A 20241-nucleotide genomic window follows, 5' to 3' on the forward strand; every position below is an offset into this window, starting at 1 on the left:
ACTTATTTATCTTAAACTATATCAAACAAAAACCAAAACATTATGTTTATAATTATTTGCTTAAAACGAATAAGCGTAACTTGTTACACTTTTATGATAAGTGATATTCATTCTCACTGTCAATATGCAATATGAGCCTCTAACAATTAGGCATGATATAACATCACTTACGATATTATGCCTAGCTTTTTTATGACATATGATAGACTAAAATTATAAACATTAAGTGCAAAAAAGAGAGGAGTCACTTCATGTCTAAACAAAATAACGATTATATTTATCACTCCGATGAAACAGCACCATCTGAGCATTACATAACACCTGATGAAACAGAGCAACCTGAGCGTCCAAAGTCAAAACGTTCACACCCTGACAACATCAAGCCTAAAGGAAAACGTTGGTTGAATATTATCCTCTGGGTTGTCTTTATGTTTCTATGTACAACCCCTACCATTATCGCCATGTTTTTAATTGGCTATGTCGCAATGCATCCTCACGGTAACCCACTCGCATTCACAGGCATTATTGCCGCGTATGTTGTCTGGTCAGCCCTTATCATTTGGCTACTAGTTTGGTACTACCGTAAAAAAGGATATGAAACTTTTAAACCTATCGGCTTTGTGGATGTCGCATGGAACATCTTATATTTCATTGCTACACGTATTTGGACTGCATTGTGCGTCATTGTGATGGGCGTCGTCTTTGGTGAACAAGGTTCTGAAAATGATGAGCTGCTTTTAAAACAAGTCCAACATCTTCAAGACTTCACCAACCCCATGATCCTTATCGCTTTAGCACTGTTTGTATTTCATCTGACATTTGTCGGGCCATTTTTAGAAGAAATCACTTTCAGAGGGATTTTCAAAGAAACGATTTTCTCTAGATTCTCTTTTTGGCTGCCGATGTTGATTTCTTCAGCCATCTTTTCATTAAACCATGCCAGCACTAATATTGTCGGTTTCCTACTCTATATGGGAATGGGCGCTGCTTTCTATCTTGCTTATCATCGCCGCCGCAACATTTGGGACAGCTACATGGTACATGTGTTAAATAACGGTACCGCAAGTATTGCGATTATTATTGGTTTATTATTAATGTAGTTCTTGTGACTTCATCCCTATGTATACATAAAAGGAGCACCTTGTTGATAGGCGCTCCTTTTATAGTTATCAAACAAACCATGAATTAGTCTTCGACTTTAATCACAATCTTACCTTTCGCATGGCCTTCTTCTGAATAATCCAATGCCCGTTGCGTATCATGGAAAGGAAAGACTTTATCAATGACCGGTTTAATTTCGCCTTCTTCAATTAAATTGGCGATAGTACGCAATTGTGCATCATTTGGATGCATTAAGAAGAATTCATAATAAACCTGATGTGCTTTTGCGCGCTTACGTATATTTCGAGATAAATACCAAATGCCTGCACGTTTCGCTAAGTTTAAGTGCCATTCATCTGCGAATTTCATGGTCGGTGGTCCAACCAATGATGCGATAGCTCCACCTGGTTTTAAAATCGTAAAAGCTTTTTCTAAATTCTTACCGCCTAATGTGTCAAAGACGCCATTATAATCAGATAAGACATCCCAGAAGTTTTGATTATTGTAATTGATGACTTCATCTGCACCGAGTGATTTTACTAAAGCCTCGCCTTTTTCACTGACAGTGGTTGCGACATGCAGACCCATCACACGGCCTAATTGAATCGCAAAGGTGCCGATACCGCCTGACCCCGCTTCAACCAACACTTTATCTCCTTCTTTGAGATGCATGATTTCATGGAATGCTTGATAACTCGTTAAACCAACCAACGGAATACTCGCCGCTTCCACAAAATCTAAATTCTTCGGCATTAACGCTATTTCATATTGATTAATCGCAAAATACTGCGCAAAAGTACCAATATTATTTTTACCCGGTCTTCCATAAACCTTATCTCCGACTTTAAAGTGCTTAACGTCTTGACCAACTTTCTCAACCACACCCGCTAAATCATTACCTAGTACTAGCGGAAATTGATATTTAACGACTGTCTTTAACGCACCATCTCGTATTTTAAAGTCCACCGGATTCACACTCGCAGCTTTAACACGCACTAAGACCTCTTCAGGCCCGGGTTCCGGAACAGGTAATTCAATCATCTCAACAGGTTGCTTCCCATACTTGCGTACCGCCATGGCTTTCATTGTCTCTGACATACCTCTCAACTCCTTCATACTGATTACTTTCAATATTGAATGGTTATTATCCTTCTATACCCGTCTCTCTACATTGACTATGCATACAAATAACTGGCAGCTTCCCAATAAAACTAAAGTTTTTCTGCTTCTTAATCATTATTTAATATTTTTATGTTATTCTTATTTTAAAACAAGTCACTGATATAAAAAGAGGTGTAGATACATTATGAAGAAGCGTTATACCGTTGTTCAATACATATTAATCCTATTGACAGGTATTATGATACTCAACAGTTTGTTTAATCCTAATCCAACACTCAAAGGTTATCTCAATCTTGCACTTTTTATTTGTGTACTCTTGCTGGCTTTAATCGCATGGATGGTAGGACGTCATATACCGCCTAAGCAATAAAGGTTATAACCGAATTAAAGTACATATAACATCAATTCCTTAAAAAAGAACGTCCAGCAATTTGGACGTTCTTACATCATATTAAGGCGTTGTGCCGCTTCTTGTGCGAGTGCTTTTAAATAATGATACGGATGTGCCAATGCTTCTGTTTTACTGATGGAAGGATGGCTATTTGCCGGTCTGTCATCTAAACCTGTCACACTGAATACATAATCAATCCCATGGGCTTTAACCGCTTCATATCCTTCTCCAGTCACACCGCATAACGCCACAACTGGAATAGCGAATTGTTTCGCCGTTTTCGCAACGCCAATCGGTGTCTTACCATAAATCGTTTGTTGATCTATTTTCCCTTCTCCGGTTATACAGACATCCGCCTCTTTTAAACGTGCTTCAAGACGCGTTTCTTGTAACACAATATCGATACCGCGTGAAAGTTCAGCATCTAAAAAGGCCACAAGCGCAATCCCTGTCCCGCCTGCCGCACCTGCACCCGGTACAGTGGCATAATCATGTTGGAAGGTTTCCGTTAAGATTTGATTATAGTGTGTTAAAGCTGTTTCAAGTTGTTGAATAACTTTAGGAGAAGCCCCTTTTTGTTTCGCATACGTATGTGTTGCCCCCTTGGTGCCAAGCAATGGATTATCTACATCACATACCACTTCAAAAGTCACATCTTTTAATCGTGTATCTATACCCGATCTATCAATTTGCGCTAAATGCGCTAAGGCTGCGCCACCTTCAGGTAAGCTGTCACCTTTATCATCAAGAAAGGTAGCGCCAAGTGCTTTCATCATACCTGTTCCACCATCATTCGTCGCACTGCCGCCAATACCAAGTATGATTTTTTCGGCTCCTTGATTTAATGCGCTTAATATCAATTGGCCTGTCCCATATGTGGACGTCACAAGCGGATTACGTTCTGTTGGTTGAATCGCTTCTAAACCAGAAGCCTCTGCGAGTTCAATAATCGCTGTTTTACTTTGTTCGACGTATGAATATTGTGCATCTATGATGCGCCCTAATGCATCTGTGGCTTTGACAGGCATCATCATCCCGCCTAAGGCATCATGGAGTGACTGCATCGTGCCTTCACCGCCATCTGCCATGGGGACTTTGTCGTAGATTATAGTTTCAGGCAATACTTCTCGCAGTCCTGACTCAATAGCTTGTGCCGCTTCAGCCGCTGTTAACGTTTCTTTAAATGAATCTGGCGCAATCACAATTTTCTTAATCATAGATGAGGCCTCCTTCTTATTTCCTCTTCATTATAGCGACAATTTAGACATGCTTAAAGTACGTGTTATACCTGACACAATATTTAGCAACCTCACATACGGGTATTTAAGAAGAGAGGTGAAAAACATGGACAGACAAGTTGTACTGAAAAAAATTAAAGATATTATGAAAGCATCTCGTATCGGTGTACTTTCTACTTCTTATGAAGATAAACCAGATAGCCGTTATATGATTTTCTATGACCAAGAATTTGATTTATATACGAAAACAAGCACGGACTCAATGAAGATTGAAGAAATCAAACAAAACCCTGTTGCGCATATTTTATTAGGTTATGACGATACAAAAAATCATAGTTTCTTAGAAATTTATGCAGATTTAGAAGTGACTGAAGATCCAGATGTCTTAGATTGGATTTGGGATGAGCAAGATAAATCATTCTTTGAATCTAAAGAAGACCCTAAACTATGTGTCATCCGAGCTATGCCAAGATCTATTAAATTAATGAATAGCGATTCTGAAGATGGCCCGCAATATGTAGAGTTTAATTAAATGGATAGACAAGCTAAAACCAGCATGCCGTGTTGAAATAGGCATGCTGGTTGATTTAGGATTTATTAATATTTCTCATTTTAATTAAGTTTATTTATATGATTTCATGACACGACGGTAAATCTGTCCTTTTTTCAAACGACTCACATACGCACGTTGATGCAGCGAGTAATGTTTTTTACGCACAACTTCAAGAATTTCACGATACGCTTGTGCCGCGACTTCAATAATTGGACGTGCTTCTTCGTGGAAGTAATCCAAATGACTTAATGCATTGTTGTACATGTCGTCTGCATCTTTAGCGTAACTTTCCCATAAATCAATATAGTTTTGTGTTACACCGTCTTTATACACTGACTTTAAGTCAACGTCATATGCGTTTAAACGATCTGCGCTTAAGTAAACTCGGCCATTTTCAAAGTCTTCACCGACATCACGTAAAATATTGGTGATTTGCAGGGCTTTCCCAAGTTCAATACCTACTTTATCTGCCGTTTCATAATATTGTTCATAAGCCAGTACAGGTGTCAGCAATTCGCCAATCGTCCCTGCCACGCCATAACAATAGGCATCTAAATCCTTGTCTGTTTCTAACGCAGTCATCGTTAAGTCACTTTCCACATAATCCATTAGTGTTTTAAAGGCATGTAATGGAACGGAGTAAGATTGTAATGTATGACGAAACGCACGCATCACAGATGCGTTACTATTAAAGTTCACATTTTCAGAATCACCATTGTAAATGTGTTCTAAATCTTCACGAAGCGCATCTAAGCGTTTCGGATCTTCATATTCATCTATACTATCATCTATCATACGACATACTGCATAAATCGCCCAGACGGCTTTACGTTCTTGTTCAGGCAGGCGATTAAACGCGTAAGAGAAAGTCTTAGAGTATGCTTCCATAATCTTTCTGCAGTATTCATAATCTTCATTTATTAATTGTTCCATAACATTTCACACCTTGTTGTCAATATTCCTACTAGAGTCTCTTACCCTCTATTTAAAATTTTAATAATGAATTAAGTTATACAGTTAACCAAACATGATTTAATTTGAAACTTGTGTTACATGTTAAGCGAAAACCACACAAAAGTCATTTAATAACCTACCGTTTTCCTCAAATTTTTCAGCCTGCATCATTTTCCGTCATGCTTTATTCAAAATTGAGGCATTCAACAAGGCGTGACACGCATATTTAAGTGTAAGTATATGAATCAACAACCTATTTCCTAATAGCCGACGAATAATGCGATGGACATCGCTATCGCACAGATAATAACCCACAATAAGATAATCTTCCAAGCGAACTTTAACCACTGGACATATGAAATTTTCGCCACCGCCAGTGCTCCCATTAATATGGCAGAAGTCGGAAACAATACATTACTGATTGAATCTCCATATTGGAATGCAAGGACTGTTAATTGGCGGTTGATATCCAGTAAATCTGAAATCGGCACCATCAAAGGCATTGTCGTCAATGCTTGTCCCGAGCCTGACGGAATAAAGAAGTTTAGGAAGAATTGGAAAATAAACATCGCAATAATCACCACAGATGAAGGTACATCATTCAATAATGTGGTCATCCCATGAATGATTGAATCAATGATTTTGCCTTGTTCTAAGATTACGACAATCCCTTTCGCAAACCCAACAATCATCGCACCGAATAAAATATCTTTCATTCCTTCAATAAAGGCATCAAACGTGCCATTCATACCTAAATCACTCACAAAGCCTGCAAGTAGTCCCGCTAAGACAAAGTTGGCACTCATTTGATTGAATGACCATTCATAACGAAAGATACCATAGACATTAAACACAATGGTTAACGCAATAATTGCGAGGGCGAAAGCTTGTCGTTTCGTAAAGCGTTCATATTCGATCGCTTTATGACTTTGTCCTTCTTCTTGTTCTAAGGCATAGACCACACTTTTCTTTGGATTGCGTTTTACTTTTCTCGCATACAGCATGACAGCACTGATAGCTGCCCCTAGAATAAATAGATAAATAATAGAACGCAATCCCCAACCTGAGAACATTGGAAGTTCTGCGACTGTTTGCGCAACTCCGACTGTAAATGGATTCAACATACCTCCGATAAAGCCGCTTGCGGCACCTAAAATAACCATGGCTGCACCTGTCATGGCGTCATAACCTAATGTTCTGGCAATAATCACACCAATCGGCACAAAGATAATGGTTTCTTCAGCTAAGCCGATTGAAAATCCTAAAATAGAAAACACGATCATCGTAAAAGGAATCATTAAAATACGCGATGAGCCTAACGTTTTAATCGCTTGATTAATCCCGTTTTCAAATGCGCCGGTTCTGTGTACAATACCAAAAGCACCGCCGACTAAAAAGATATAAAAGACAATCTCTCCCCCTGTCAACAAGCCTTCAGGTACTGCACGGAATAAATCTAAAAATGATACCCCATGTTGTTCAATACCGTGATAAGAACCGGGTACAACTAATGTTTGTCCGCCTTTATCCACACGTTTGTATTCCCCTGCCGGAATCACATACGTCAAGACACAAGCAATGGCGATAATCATCATCAATAACGCATACGTATGTGGCGTTTTTAATTTAAACTTAGAAGATGAATCTTTGGATTGTCCCTTGGTATTTTCTGTCATACACATCCCTCTCCCACTTATAATTATCTGAATTTTCTTATTTTGTATAGTATAGCCTATTTTCAAAACATTAGTCGTAGAAATTTCTGTAGCAATGTGTACTGGTTGCAAAAAAGTTACAGTGAAAAAGCTGACCGATTATATTTTCGGTCAGCTTTCATTTATTATATTGAGTTATGAAGAAGGTTTATCATCTTCGTGCGGCGCATGCGCTGCTGCTTTTGCTTCAACACGCTGTGCTTCTTCCTCAGCTGTTACTTCTTGATGTTCTTGTTTTTGTTCAAGTGCTTTAACATCTTGCGGCTGTTGTTTTGTTTCTTGTGTTGTCGCCGCGTCTTGTTCTTCTTGCGCTTTTGCTTCTTGTTGCTTTTGCGCTTCCCATCTAGCTTCTTTTTCTTGTTTTTTCAATTTACGTTTCTTTTCTTCACGTACGGAAAAGACAATGAAAATAATGGCTAATAAAGGGAATGACATGCCTAACCAGAACATACAATTCACTCCAATTCTGTAGGGAGACCCTGTAATTTGTATTCTTATTTATCATAACATGTCTCACGTTGCATTTTCACTAAATCCTTTCTCATAGGCTTGCCTTGACTTGCTTCTACAAAGTCGATAGATTAAAGTTAATGACAATTATAAATGCACTAGGGGCGTTTTTTAACTGAGATGAAGCATGGCTTCAGACCCTTTGAACCTGATCTAGCTGAAACTAGCGTAGGAAAGTGTGAGTACATATCAAGAAAGTATGGTGCAGCATGTCTAAGTCTATACTTTCTATCTCGCTCTAATCCGCACAGCTGATACAGGTTGTGTGTTTTTTTATGTCTGAATTTAACTAAAGGGGCGATTTAAATGGCAAGAACAATTTTAGTTACAGGCGGTGGACGCGGCTTAGGTGCTGTCATCAGCCGTACACTAGGTGAACAAGGCTTTAATGTAATTATTAACTATAACCAAAGTAAAGCAGCAGCAGAAGCATTGGCTCAGGATATTGATAATCAGCGTGCTATCGCAATTCAAGCAGACGTCACTGATCGTGAAGCTGTTGAGCGCTTAGTCAAGGAAGGTACTGAAGTGTTCGGTCGCATTGATGGTGTGGTCAACAATGCATTAGTTGGTTTCAAGTTTGACCCGACAACACAAAAAGCATTTAAAGATATGGATTGGTCAGACTATCAAAATCAAATCGACGGTACACTAAAAGCAGCATTTAATGTCGTACAAAGTGTCGTACCTCAATTTATTGAAAACCAACGTGGCAGTGTCGTTTCTATTGGTACCAATCTATACCAAAATCCTGTTGTACCTTATCACGAATATACAACAGCTAAAGCAGCATTAATCGGTTTCACGCGTAACATCGCAGCAGAACTTGGCCAATATGGGATTAATGCGAATGTCGTGTCCGGCGGATTGCTTAAAACCACTGATGCAAGTTCAGTAACCACACCGGAAGTCTTTGACTTAATTGCGCAAAGTACGCCATTACGCAAAGTAACAACACCGCAAGATGTCGCCAATATGGTTGCCTATCTTGTTTCAGAACAAGCAGACGGCATTACAGGCCAAAACATCACTGTTGATGGCGGATTGACTATGAACTAATTTAAGAATGACTAAATAAGAGGTGAATGACATGCCTATGCAGAAAGAGAAACAACTGCACATCGGCGTATTATTATATGGATGCGGCCATCATCAAGCCGCATGGCTGATGCCTGATTCAAGTGTTGAACGCATCGGCACCATTGAATATTATCAACAATTAGCACAAATCGCAGAACGTGGTTACTTTGATGCAGTATTCTTTGCGGATAATCAATCTTTCCCCGCAAACCACGACACAACCATGCCCGCGTTCTGGTTTGACCCTATCGTCAACTTAACTGCGATTTCTCAAGTCACAAAACATGTGGGATTAGTGTCAACGATTTCTAGTACGTTCTCTAATCCATATAGTGCAGCACGTCAGCTGTTAAGTTTAGACCATATTACTGGCGGGCGTGTCGGTTGGAATTTAGTGACATCTATGACAGAAATTGAAGCACAAAATCATAGTATGGAAGGTCTGCCTGATCATGCGAATCGCTATAAGAAAGCAGATGAGTTTGCGAAAGTCATGAATCAACTTTTTGAATCATGGCAAACCAGTGCCTTCAAACACGACCGTAAACATAATCAGTTGATTGACGCTAAAGCTATAGAACCTTTCAACCATCAAGGTGAACACTTCCAAGTTCGTGGACCGCTCTCAACACCGGCCAGTCCGCAAGGTAAGCCGGTTGCGATGCAGGCAGGCGCATCTAAACAAGGTGTGGCATTGGCAGTCAAATATGCAGATGCAGTCTACTCGGTCTCTTGGAATCTCAAACAAGCTAAGCAGTTCAGACAACGCTTAGATGATGAAATCAAACGTACAGGTAAGACTGACCGCAATCTTAAAGTCTTCCCTGGCCTCGTCACTTATGTCGCAGAAACACATGACAAAGCCTTAGAAAAGAAAGCAACGCTTGATAAGCAGTTGCCGATTGAAACAGCACTCAATCAATTAAGCTTCTTTGTTCAACAAGATTGTCATAATTGGGACTTAGATGACAAAGTACCTGAACTACCGCCTGTCTCCGAATTTACTGGACCCGTCGGGCGTTATGAAACAGTCCTTGAAATTATTAGAGACACAGACCCAACCGTTCGAGAATTACTGGGATACTTAAATGCTGGTGGCGGTCATTTAACACTCATTGGCACACCAGAAGAAATTGTAGATGAAATGGAACACTGGTTCCATGAAGGTGTAGCAGATGGTTTCAACTTAATGCCGCCTACATTACCAGATAGCTTAGACGACTTCGTTAATCTTATAGTTCCTGAACTACAAAGACGCGGACTTTATAGAACAGCATATGAGGGACATACGTTTAAGGAGCATTTAGGAATATAAACAGGGCCATTAGGCTCTGTTTTTTTATACCAAATGTAAAACATACTTGACATTATTTAAACACAGCAGTATTCTAAAAATGTCAAATAAACTTTACATTCAGGGAGGTTCATCATGATAGTATTAAAATTTGTCATCCCTTTAATGACTTTAGTTGCTTTCGCATTTGCTTGGAGAGGTTTTTTGAAAAATTATATGCCTTCAGAAGCAGTAGATGTTCAAACTGAGTCTCATTATGACGAACGTCAAACTAAAATTATTTTAGAAGTACTCGCAAAGACTTTTATCATTACCATCCTTATTATTACTTTCGCCTTTCTAAATCGTACGTTAGGGCTAGTCAGTGCACATAGTTTTATCTCAAAATATCCTGAAACTGTCTTTCTAGTTATAACAGTCAGCACTTTGATTTATAACTATCAAGCTGTTAAACGAAAATACTCATAATTTAATCACACAAAGGAGTTTTTACATTGATACTTACAAAGGTAATCGTATTTATAAGTTTTGGAGTCCTGACTACATTATGGTCAGTTTTCACCACAAAGTACCTACCTTCAAGCGTAACCGGTGTTAAACAAAAAGATAAACGTTTTGATGAACGACAAGTACGTATGTATCATGAAATTTTCTCAAGAACTTTAATCAGCACGGTATACTTTTTATTGGTTGGGCTATTCTTCAAATTTTTTACCTCGAATCAACCTAGATTTGAATTCATGTTGAAGTATCCTGAGATAATTATATTAATTGTTATATTCTTGTTCCTTTTGATAAATTATTTTGCTGTTAAACGAAAATACACCTATAAAGGTTGAGAGTCATGAAAAACAAAATAAAATTGTATCGTAAACAAAACGGTATGTCTCAAGAAGCACTGAGTAAAAGTGTCAATGTTTCAAGACAAACGATAAATGCGATTGAAAATAATAAATATGATCCTTCTTTAAGCTTAGCTTTTAAAATCGCTAAACAGTTTAAAGTGACAGTAGATGAATTATTTTCATAATAAATAGGCTATGAACATCACAAATGCGTTCATAGCCTATTAATATGTGGTTATTTAAAGACTTTTTGGTATTGGACATAACCTGAAATATAATGTTCGATATCATCAATACGCACACGATAACCATGGTGTTTGATAAAGAATGAACCAAGAATACGTTGTGGATTTTTAAAGTACATCGCTAGTTCTGGATAGAAATAACCTGTACGTTGATAATCTGCACGCTTATGAATGGTTGTCATTAAATCATCTACATTAATCAATCGGTCTACAAGTTCTCCAAATCCTTTTTCTCTTGCTTTACGTACAATATGATACGTGGCCATCAACATCTCCATGAATGTTGGGAAGGTTGTAATACGGTTATGAATATAATCTAAATAACTAGAAACGTTTCGAATCCCAAATTCTATATATTTTGCTTCAGGCGCAATTTGAATCAATTCATTTGTACAATATCCTAACCAATGGTCATGGTTTTTCCAATAGCTGAGTGAAATGAATCTTTCAAACATATGACGTACAGTTTCTAACCATTTCTCATTTTGATCGATTTGATATAGTCGTAATAAACCTAACGCAGCTTCCCCATCATAATAAATAACACGGAACTTTTCTTTAACATCCAGGCTTGGATACTGTAAAACATGGACCGTTTCAGCCGTTTCATTATCAATCATTGAAACTATCCCTTCAGCAACTTGTTGTGCAGCTTCTAAATACTTTTGGTTGCCTGGTTTGATTTTCAAGTACTCACAAACCGTAAAGACAAAAGCCGCATTTTGCCCCAACTTGATTTCATTAATATTTTTTGTGTCATCAAAAATATGTGCGACTTCTCCTTGTTTGTATAAGTAGTTATCAATTAAATAATCAATCGCTTTTTCAGCAACACTAATATCTTTATTTAAATAATGTAATCCTTCCATCAATGCATATGTTGAAGATGCATGTCTCAAGTTATTATAGAAACTGATTTTCTTATCGAAGTGTGGAAAGTAGCCATAGATAAATTGACCGCTAGGTTGTAGTTCATTCGCAAGATAGCTTGTCGATGTTTCTAACATCTTATCAATTTCTTGTGTCAAATCTTCGACATGACGTAATCCCTTTTCACGACCTTCTGCAGCTAATTCATAAATCTCATGGTTTTCAATAAAATAACCTTTCGTATAAAACTTTTTAATCGGTTTACCCATGTAGTCTTGATGACGATAGAACTGTTGATGTTTCGTATATTTCTTCAAATAGTTATTGATATTATCTTCAGATAAAAAGAACGCTTTTTTATCTTTAGTGGGTCTGACAAACGCATTGATATTAATTTCCTCTGCCATGAAAGCTAAATTCCAGTTTTTATCATAAACGATTCCATAATCAATGTAATTACGGCGTGTTTCTTCTAAATCTCTTTTAACTTCTTCAAAGACAACTTCTTTCGTACGATAAACAAAATCAATTTTAACCCATTTTGGATACTTACCTGCTTTTTTCTTAAACTGCTCATAAAACTTCACAATATCTCTTTTAAGGTTGCGTGACTGTTTAATCAATTTTACAACAGCTTTCATATTAGGGTTACCTAAACTAACAAACACATAATCTTTTCCTAGTAATTGTTGATCTGCTTTTTGTAGTACTTGTTCAATCTCGTTGCTAATTGTCATATCCAAGCCCCTTCTCATTTAATATGTATAAGTGGGCCGAAACAATGTCCAGCCCACTATTTAAATAGAATTATTGTTCTTTATCTTTCTTACGGCGTCCGAATAATAATGCAGAACCTAATGCTGCGAATAAGCCACCAAATAATGTAGCTTGTTTATTATTCTCTTCACCTGTATCAGGTAATGCTTTATCGCCATGACCTTGATGTTCCCCATGTGTAACTCCTTGTCCTGGTTCGTCTGGATTACCCGGTTCATTTGGTTCAAATGGATAATCTGAATCAGCATCGGCGTCTGCGTCGGCGTCGGCGTCGGCATCTGCATCTGCGTCAGTGTCGTCACCGCCTGCATCACCAGAACCACTATTATAAGTATTGTAGTTATCCCATGTGTAGTAAGTGTGACCTTGACCATCATTTGTCGCATCTGAAATCATTTCTGATCTTGTTTTGATTTCTTCACGTGAGCCGTCTTGAGCCACGCTATCTAAAACAATAATGTAGCGACTTCCGTTTGAAGTTAGGTCTTGGAAATCTAGTGATAGCACTTGTCCACCATTTTCATCTACTGAATATTGTGGGTTGAAGTTGTAAATCGCATCTGGATTATTTGTAACGTCTACCAAATTAGGATTGCTTTCATCAACGTAGAAACTTGGGTTCAGTTGTTCACCATTTCTAACTTCATAAATCTTGAAGTTTGTCACATCTGGGTTTAATTGTGCTGAACTTTGTGCAGGTGTGCCGTCAGCAGTATTAGGCCAGTAATTGTATAAGTTCACTTTAGTGTTATACGCTTCTTTACCTTGTGGGTTTACGTATACAATTTGTCTGTAATCACCAGTATTTTTATCAGTTGTAGTGATAAAGCCATCTACGTTTGATGGATATGGCGAATCTGAAGTTCTGTAATTGATATCAACATCAGTGTTATATGCTTCGCCAGCCACTGTTGTTTGTACTGGGTATGTGCCGCTTGTTGGCGCATTTTGTCTATCCGCATATAATGGGATTTCAAAGCTTCCTGTTACGTTGTCGTGAGTGTCAACATAATCAGAGAAAGTGTATGTTAATGAGTTCGAATCTGGATTGAACTCACCTGTTGCGACAACTTCAGTTCCATTCATCAAGTCAGGAATTTTAGTACTTCCTGGTGTACTGTTACCATAATAGTTCAAGTACTCAGGGAATTGAACATTGAAGTAATCTCCAGCTTTTACACTGTCCGCAATTGTTAAATCTGCTGACATGTTTGTTGATTGACTATCGTTTGCTTCAATTGTATTCGGACTGATTTGAATATTTGAAGCAGTCACATCACCGTCAACATTGTTACCTGTTGGTGCAGCTTGTGCTAACGCATAAGTTTGTGCTGTACCTTCTTGAGTCGGTTGTTCTAATGAACGTGCTGCAGTAGTATTTGATGTTGTCGCAAGTGCTTGAGAACCGTCTTTTTGATTTGAATAATCTTGTACTGATTTATTCAAGTTTGTCGGATCAGCTGTAGTTGAAGTGTCACCTACTGTTGCAGATGCAGGCGCATTAGCATCAGTTAATTGTGCAGCATTTGGATCATATGCTGGTTGTTGTGTATTTGAAACTGGTGCTTGCGCAGTTGATTGTGCATCTTGTTGTGGTGAAACAGATTGCGCTTGTTGTGTTGTTGTATCATTCGTTGGTGTTGTCGTATTTTGTGCAACTGTGTCTCCAGTTGTATTTGTTCCTGTTGCATCTGTTGTTGGTGCCTCAACTGGCGCTACAGGTGTAGATGCGTTCAATGCAGTATCTTGTGCTGGTTGTGCATCTTGTTGCGTTGTTGTGTTTGTTGTTGATGTTGGTTTATCAACTGTTTGGTTAGCATTTGTTTCAGTTGTTTTCGGCTCAGTTGAAGTCGTATTTGATGTATTTGTATTAGTTTGCGTATCTGCTTTTGGTGCTTGTGTTTCAACTGGCGTATTTTGACTTGTTGCATTTGTATCTGTTGTTGTATCATTCGTTGGTGCTTTCGTATCAGTTGTTGATGGTGCATCTGCTTTTGGTGTAGTCGTATCTGTCGACTGTTGGGTAGAATCTGCAGATGGTTGTTCCCCTGCTATTGTTTGATTCGCAGTTGTGTTAGTCGTGCTAGTTGTTGATGTGTCTTTTGCAGGTGTTTGATCCTGTGTTGCGTTTGTCGCATTTGTCGTTGTGCTTTGAGTTTGCGTGTCAGTTGATGGAGTTTGTTCTTGTGATGTTGATACTGTCGTCGTCTCACCGCTTGTGGTATTTTCTGCGGCTTGTGCGTCATTCGCATTCGCAAATAATGTTGCCCCTACAATAACCGAGGCTGCCCCTACTGTGATTTTACGAATTGAATAACGATTACGTTTGTTAAAAAAGTCTTGATTATTCAAGAAATCCCTCCTACATTTTTATAAGGTCTTACCCCTTTACTCTTACACATTTACACAACAAATAAACATTTTTAGGTTAATTTGGCGAAATCTTTAAATTTTAGTCACATTTTATTTATTTTTATTAATCGTATACGGTTAATAGGTTTTTAATTAATATAGACTTCGTTTATTTTTATAGATTTCCTGAAAATTATTTTAAAAGTAGTATGTTTTTACCACGATTCAAAGTTTTTAATCCAATTAAGTTCAATTAATTAATAAAAAGTCTGAGGCTAACCTCAGACAAAGTTACCCTCAGACTTATGATGTTACATATGCTTTTGCTGCGTCATCACTTTCAAATCCTGTGAAAATGATGACGCTATGATCTATTTTCAATATTCCATGACGCCCATACTCACCAATCACCACGCCTTTCTTCGCATTATCAAAGAGTTGGTTTTGTCCATAAACCCATAGCGCAAGTAAATCATCAACACTAAAGGTTTGTCGTTCTTTCATTCTAAAACGTCCTGTTAAATTAATCGCAACAGAGTCAGACAATTTTAATTCTTTTATGAGTTGTTGAACATAATGCTTCCTTGCTTGGTGCGTTGGATACAATTCGTGCGCTAACTGATATACCAGTGATGGATGCGGCGTATCTGTCATTGCCTCAACGAGCTCATCCCATGAGATCTTCATACCTTCGTAATACGTTTGATTGTTCGTCGGCCATTGTTTCAGCGTAATCGTATCATTTTTAGCCTTTCGTTGCTTCGCATCTAGATAATAAATAATAGGCGCTAATCCTTCAATTGTGGCTGAACCATACCGATTAGATTGAGTTTCAATCTGATTCGTTTCTAAATTATAAATGAGATATGCACGTCCTTGACGTACTGCCGCTTCAAAATGCTTCCCATCTTTTCCCGACCTTTCATAATGAAGCAAAGCATTTTGAAGTTGACTTGCCACTTTAGGAAATTCCGTTTGCGTGACTGATGATTTCATCAACACTAAAGCATCTTGATTAATCAAATAACATAAATCCTTCAACATCAAATCTTTATTATGGTACCAAGTGATGTGCTTACCCTTCACTTTATTCACGACTTTACGTAATGGTTGATCCATACACAAAATATAATCCGCTTCCGACTGTTCTAAATCCGGCACAAGTTCTGCATGCACACGGTCTGTTTGTTCACCTAAATCACTGATTTGACCTAACGCAATCACCTTATGTCCTTTAAAGAAAGGTGCCTGTGAATTAAACGCATCAATCGCATTCAACATGGCTGGTAAGGAGGCATTATGTGTATCATCTAAAACAGTCGCTTCCTCATTTTTACTTTTTACAGGTCTAAATTCTAAAACTTTTTTAAAGAGCTGTGTTTGTGCTAACTGTTTCAACTGATGCGATACATCCACACCTAAATGTTTCAAAGTCAGTAATACTGCCAATGCATTTTCAACCATACCTTTACTGACCGAAGGTACTTCGAACTGGTAACCATCATTTGTGGTCACTTCTACTGCTTTTTTTACAGGCTTGATTTGTGTCGTATAAGTATCAGCTGTAGCATCTTTCGTGCTATAGCAATATACATGTTTAGTATAGGTAGATGCTGCTTGTTTCAGTTTATCTTGATGAAGCGTGTCACCATTATAAATCGCAATACCCTCTTGATTTAATCCCGCAAAGATTCTTGATTTGAACGCAACAATTTCTTCTGTTGAACCAATCGTAGATAAGTGAGCAGAACCAATGCCTGTCACAATCGCAATCTGCGGTTTCAATACTTCTGCCATATTACCACGGTTATTGAGTGCATTTAAAGACGTTTCAAACACCGCAATATCTGGGTTAGAAGCTAACTTGCACATATGCAAATAAATCGCACTGCGTGTGTTACTGTTCCCTCTGTTTTGTTGAACTTGATAAGGTTGCAACGCTGCACTTAACATTAAACGTGTCGAACTTTTCCCCATTGAACCTGTCAGTGCAATGACTGGGTTGTGATAATGTTTTCTAATATGTAAAGCCAATCGCTTCATAGCTTTAATCGCATTCTTTACTACAATTTGCGGAATTTGGTGTTTTAAGTCTTCTACATAAGTTTCTGTGATGATTAAACCAATTTCTGAAACATCTTGTGGAATTTGTGCATTGCCATCTTTCATGACTTTAGATTTCTTTAAATATTGTTTCCATGATGTCTCACTGATTGATATAAATGCGGTCGATTTTGAATGTACATGCAGCATTTGATATTCAAAATCATCAATCTTATTTTGTTCCTTTCCTTGTGCATCAAGTAGTTCTGTATCTAAGATTTGTGCAATCGTTTCTAATGTATACATGATGACCTCCGAAAATTTTAGTTTTGCATTGGCTTAGCCTTATGGTTTATTGTATAGATAATCTAAACAATTTACAGGAGGCTTACAGCAATGACGACTGAGAAAGATAAAAGTCTAGATGAAATTAACCAAGAAATTGAAGAAGAATTAAGAAATTATGATCCTGATAAAGAGGAAAAACCAAAAAGAAGTGTACTCTTCACCAAACCCAGACTTATTGTTCTATTAGTAGTATTAGGACTTGCGCTCTATCGTTTACTCCACTTCTTTTTCTAAAAATTGGATACGTATCAATAATTAACGCTACTATATCATAATCTAAAATTAATGTGTGCCGTCATACAGGAAAGCAGTCGCTTCGCCACTTACTTTTAATGTTGTACACATTTAATCAAGTGAGTTCTTTATGTATGATTCACTTAAATATGATACGCTCAAAGTTAACATACCTCTCTATAAAGGATGGCGTCAAAAATGAAAGTACTGTACCACACAATATCCATTTTAATTTTATCCGTCTTTTTATTCGGTTTATTCAGCTTGACTGATTTATTTTATACCCATCATCTCGCAAGTTTATTATTAAACATGGATTTTGTGCCAGGTTTTCATAACGCAAGCTTTGGGCTTAAATTTATGATACATATCATTTTCACCACAATGATTTATATCGTCTTTCAAGCCATCCGTGATTCTTACGTTTATCCTGCTGGTATCTTAATTATCATTGTCTTATTCGGCGTGATTTACCTCTCCCTTATCAATTGGTCTATTGATCCAACCTACCAATTTTATTGGATAGACTATGCCTTTTGGATGTTAGGACACACTATCTTTATCTTCTTAATCGTATTTATCCTGCGTTTCGAGAAAAATTTATGGTATCAAAAGCGATAATCATTGTTTCTCACATCACATAAAAAAAGCCGCCTCGATGTGAGACGGCTTAAATATTGCTATCCTTAATATTTATAAGGATCTTCTTCTTTCGTACGTTCATGTGTACGTTCTTGAGCGAGTTCATTCGCTTGATCATAGTTATAGTAACCATCTTGTGTTAATGATGGTGCTTTTGGTTTTCTGCTGAATAACATGATAGATGCGATAATCCAAAGAATAGCTGAAACCCAGTTGCATAGTAATGACACGATACCTGCAATTAATAATAAAATCGCAGCTGCTTTTGCTTTCTTACTAATAAAGATACCGCCGACAATTGCTAGAATACCTGCAATTACGTTACCGACTAGCACGAAAGTTCCTAAAACTTGGAACCCTGCAGTAGCTTGCGTAATTTCATCAGCTGTTAATCCCGCTTCACTTTGTTGCATACCTGTCATGAATTCTTCACTTTGCATTAATGGCACCATTAACGCAACCATCAAGACAATTAATGCAGTAATACCGACACCAATCCATGTTAAGACATGTTCACCAGTTCGTTTAATCATTTGAAACCCTCCCCTATATGCAAATTATTGTTAAAAATTTTATAAGCTTACAATTATCATTAGTATACTAATACATCAGTTATACGTCCATAGTCTACTTAAAATCTCAAACATTTTTTACACTTTTAATAAATATAAATGTTTGTTTTTTAAATACTTTTTCAAATAGCTGTAATTCACTAGATTATAGTAACGTATCACTGTTTTTCATTAAACGGTTATATTCTTCTAAATAAACTTTTTCAGCATTAGAACCACGTGCTGCTGAATTCATCGCACGATGCCATAACGGATAGATCGGTTGGGGCTGTGTTAAATCTGTAATCAGTTGATGTTCTTCTTTCGTTAGTTTCAAATTATAAGATGCGATATTTTCTTTTAATTGTGCTTGATTACGTGCCGCAAGCACCATTGAATCTACGTTTGGACGTTCTCTTAACCACGCTAAGATGACTTGAGGGACGGTCGCATTGTGCGCTTGCGCGATTTCTTGTACGCGTTCAATTAAGCGATAGAATACCTCATGGTCTTTGACATAAGGTTCAGCCCAACCGTCACCTTGACGTGTGTTCGGTTCACCTTTTTTATCACGCGTTATTTTACCCGTCAGTAATCCTTCACCTAATGGTGACCAAATACTGTTGCCGACACCCAGTTCTGTACCTGCAGGCAACAATTCATATTCCGCTTCTCTCGACTCAGGTGTGTAGTAAATTTGTTGGGCTATCGGCGGTGCCATATTATTTTCTACCGCGACGGTATAAGTCTTAGCTAAATTCCAACCGCTATAGTTAGACACACCCCAATAGCGAATTTTACCTTTTCGAATCAAATCATTCATCGTTTGAATCGTTTCTTCAACCGGCACTTGTCCATCCCATGTATGAATATAATACAAATCAACATAATCCGTGCCTAAGCGTTTCAATGAATGATCAATCGAACGCTCAATATTCAAGCGAGATGCCCCTATATTATTTGCGATTTCATTATAAGGGAATCCTGTCTTCGTACTGATGACCATTTCATCTCTATGATGTCTGATTGCTTTGCCTAATGCGCGTTCTGCATCACCTTTCGCATATAGGTTTGCGGTGTCAAAATGGTTAATCCCTTGTTCTAAAGCATAGTCTATAAAGTATGCGGCTTCTTTTTCTGTGATACCGCCCGCATTTTCAAACCCATTCGTTGCGGAGAACGGAACAGAACCTAACGCATATTTTGAAACAACTAGTCCAGAATTACCTAACGTTGTATAATCCATGATCTTTCTCCTCCTTTTAAAGCTTACAAGTATAATTCCCTGTTCAGAAGGCTTTTAAATCTAACCTGTCACATCAATAAATAAAATGGATTCTACCTACTGAATCAAAAAAATTATGTGTGGGATGTTT

The 20241-nt window shown here is 37.7% G+C and carries 18 protein-coding genes, 2 pseudogenes and 1 riboswitch; of the genes and pseudogenes, 9 read left to right on the plus strand and 11 right to left on the minus strand.

The annotated features are described in order from the left end of the window. Positions 1-251 precede the first annotated feature (251 nt). Positions 252-1100, plus strand: a complete 849-nt coding sequence (locus tag ACFCT9_RS09020; protein ID WP_412518727.1) for a CPBP family intramembrane glutamic endopeptidase — start codon at positions 252-254, stop codon at positions 1098-1100. A gap of 85 nt (positions 1101-1185) precedes the next feature. Here ACFCT9_RS09020 and ACFCT9_RS09025 read toward each other — a convergent pair whose 3' ends face one another. Then, positions 1186-2187: an NADP-dependent oxidoreductase gene (locus ACFCT9_RS09025; RefSeq protein ID WP_412521653.1), complete on the minus strand. Its 1002-nt coding sequence runs from the start codon at positions 2185-2187 to the stop codon at positions 1186-1188. A 220-nt stretch (positions 2188-2407) separates the two neighbouring features. Between ACFCT9_RS09025 and ACFCT9_RS09030 the strand changes: the two genes are divergently transcribed. Beyond that, positions 2408-2593 carry a hypothetical protein gene (locus tag ACFCT9_RS09030; RefSeq protein ID WP_412518729.1) on the plus strand — a complete coding sequence of 62 codons (186 nt, stop codon included), beginning with the start codon at positions 2408-2410 and terminating at the stop codon, positions 2591-2593. A gap of 71 nt (positions 2594-2664) precedes the next feature. On the opposite strand, the gene ACFCT9_RS09035 is transcribed toward ACFCT9_RS09030, so the two are convergent. Next, complete coding sequence (locus ACFCT9_RS09035; RefSeq protein WP_412518731.1) at positions 2665-3831, minus strand: glycerate kinase; 1167 nt, start codon at positions 3829-3831, stop codon at positions 2665-2667. Positions 3832-3958: 127 nt separating this feature from the next. Between ACFCT9_RS09035 and ACFCT9_RS09040 the strand changes: the two genes are divergently transcribed. Continuing rightward, a complete protein-coding gene (locus tag ACFCT9_RS09040) occupies positions 3959-4384 on the plus strand; it encodes a pyridoxamine 5'-phosphate oxidase family protein (protein ID WP_412518732.1) in 426 nt (141 codons plus the stop codon). Positions 4385-4474: 90 nt separating this feature from the next. Here the strand turns inward: ACFCT9_RS09040 and ACFCT9_RS09045 are convergent, their stop codons facing one another. From ACFCT9_RS09045 to ACFCT9_RS09055, 3 genes are all read right to left on the minus strand, one after another. After that, positions 4475-5338 carry a phytoene/squalene synthase family protein gene (locus tag ACFCT9_RS09045; protein ID WP_412518734.1) on the minus strand — a complete coding sequence of 288 codons (864 nt, stop codon included), beginning with the start codon at positions 5336-5338 and terminating at the stop codon, positions 4475-4477. Between the two features lie 281 nt (positions 5339-5619). Continuing rightward, positions 5620-7035: a YfcC family protein gene (locus tag ACFCT9_RS09050; protein ID WP_412518736.1), complete on the minus strand. Its 1416-nt coding sequence runs from the start codon at positions 7033-7035 to the stop codon at positions 5620-5622. Positions 7036-7209: 174 nt separating this feature from the next. Further along, positions 7210-7524 (minus strand): hypothetical protein, encoded by a 315-nt coding sequence (locus ACFCT9_RS09055; RefSeq protein ID WP_412518738.1) that lies wholly within the window; start codon positions 7522-7524, stop codon positions 7210-7212. Positions 7525-7674: 150 nt separating this feature from the next. Further along, a riboswitch (TPP riboswitch) is annotated at positions 7675-7776 on the plus strand. 114 nt (positions 7777-7890) lie between these two features. Here ACFCT9_RS09055 and ACFCT9_RS09060 point away from each other — a divergent pair. The 4 genes from ACFCT9_RS09060 to ACFCT9_RS09075 all read left to right on the plus strand — a co-directional run bounded on the left by ACFCT9_RS09060 (position 7891) and on the right by ACFCT9_RS09075 (position 10988). Further along, positions 7891-8643, plus strand: a complete 753-nt coding sequence (locus ACFCT9_RS09060; RefSeq protein ID WP_412518740.1) for a 3-oxoacyl-ACP reductase — start codon at positions 7891-7893, stop codon at positions 8641-8643. Positions 8644-8674: 31 nt separating this feature from the next. Further along, positions 8675-9979, plus strand: coding sequence for an LLM class flavin-dependent oxidoreductase (locus tag ACFCT9_RS09065; protein WP_412518742.1), 1305 nt, complete (start codon positions 8675-8677; stop codon positions 9977-9979). 114 nt (positions 9980-10093) lie between these two features. Beyond that, complete coding sequence (locus tag ACFCT9_RS09070) at positions 10094-10426, plus strand: hypothetical protein (protein WP_412518743.1); 333 nt, start codon at positions 10094-10096, stop codon at positions 10424-10426. A 376-nt stretch (positions 10427-10802) separates the two neighbouring features. After that, positions 10803-10988 carry a helix-turn-helix transcriptional regulator gene (locus ACFCT9_RS09075; protein WP_002480121.1) on the plus strand — a complete coding sequence of 62 codons (186 nt, stop codon included), beginning with the start codon at positions 10803-10805 and terminating at the stop codon, positions 10986-10988. Positions 10989-11038: 50 nt separating this feature from the next. Here ACFCT9_RS09075 and ACFCT9_RS09080 read toward each other — a convergent pair whose 3' ends face one another. From ACFCT9_RS09080 to ACFCT9_RS09095, 4 genes and pseudogenes are all read right to left on the minus strand, one after another. Then, a complete protein-coding gene (locus ACFCT9_RS09080) occupies positions 11039-12655 on the minus strand; it encodes a poly(glycerol-phosphate) alpha-glucosyltransferase (protein WP_412518745.1) in 1617 nt (538 codons plus the stop codon). Positions 12656-12725: 70 nt separating this feature from the next. After that, positions 12726-12848: pseudogene (locus ACFCT9_RS09085) on the minus strand (LPXTG cell wall anchor domain-containing protein); the annotation flags it as partial. Positions 12849-13094: 246 nt separating this feature from the next. After that, positions 13095-15047: pseudogene (locus ACFCT9_RS09090) on the minus strand (Ig-like domain-containing protein); the annotation flags it as partial. Between the two features lie 303 nt (positions 15048-15350). Next, positions 15351-17396, minus strand: a complete 2046-nt coding sequence (locus tag ACFCT9_RS09095) for a Mur ligase family protein (protein WP_412518747.1) — start codon at positions 17394-17396, stop codon at positions 15351-15353. A gap of 90 nt (positions 17397-17486) precedes the next feature. Between ACFCT9_RS09095 and ACFCT9_RS09100 the strand changes: the two genes are divergently transcribed. Further along, positions 17487-17672 (plus strand): hypothetical protein, encoded by a 186-nt coding sequence (locus ACFCT9_RS09100; RefSeq protein WP_002480125.1) that lies wholly within the window; start codon positions 17487-17489, stop codon positions 17670-17672. Positions 17673-17870: 198 nt separating this feature from the next. Next, positions 17871-18293, plus strand: coding sequence for a hypothetical protein (locus tag ACFCT9_RS09105; RefSeq protein WP_412518748.1), 423 nt, complete (start codon positions 17871-17873; stop codon positions 18291-18293). Positions 18294-18358: 65 nt separating this feature from the next. Here ACFCT9_RS09105 and ACFCT9_RS09110 read toward each other — a convergent pair whose 3' ends face one another. Beyond that, positions 18359-18847: a DUF4064 domain-containing protein gene (locus ACFCT9_RS09110; protein WP_412518749.1), complete on the minus strand. Its 489-nt coding sequence runs from the start codon at positions 18845-18847 to the stop codon at positions 18359-18361. A 184-nt stretch (positions 18848-19031) separates the two neighbouring features. Next, a complete protein-coding gene (locus ACFCT9_RS09115) occupies positions 19032-20111 on the minus strand; it encodes an aldo/keto reductase (protein ID WP_412518751.1) in 1080 nt (359 codons plus the stop codon). Between the last annotated feature and the right edge of the window lie 130 nt (positions 20112-20241).

The sequence above is a fragment of the Staphylococcus simulans genome, assembly GCF_047037175.1.
Lineage (GTDB): Bacteria > Bacillota > Bacilli > Staphylococcales > Staphylococcaceae > Staphylococcus > Staphylococcus simulans_C.